The 253-nt window shown below is 54.5% G+C and carries 1 protein-coding gene; it reads right to left on the bottom strand.

Annotated elements, in window-relative coordinates:
* Positions 1-253, bottom strand: a 253-nt coding sequence (locus tag L981_RS35440; protein WP_210166433.1) for a hypothetical protein, incomplete at both ends; no start/stop codon positions are given.

Genomic DNA, 253 nt, shown 5'->3' with positions numbered 1-253 from the left:
TCTGGGAAGAGGGGTTCGACTCCCCTAGGGCGTGCCACTGTGTTGATCTCCTCCCCCCAAAAAATCAGCGCTTTCAGCAATTGAACAGCCGTTCGCTGCGTCAAACGCATATCCAATTCCGGCCGTTCAATCGCCGAATTTTTCTCGGCGACTTTAACAGGAAAAGCACAAAAATCGTGCGATTGGCGCTTGCGGTATCCAGAGTCGCTGGCTATAAGGCGCCCACACAGCGAGTGCGCCCTTCGTCTATCGG

This window comes from Ensifer sp. ZNC0028, from assembly GCF_000799055.1.
In the GTDB taxonomy this organism is placed as follows: Bacteria; Pseudomonadota; Alphaproteobacteria; order Rhizobiales; family Rhizobiaceae; genus Ensifer.
Note: the sequence above shows the minus strand (reverse complement) of the source record. Positions and strands in the feature narration are given on the sequence as shown.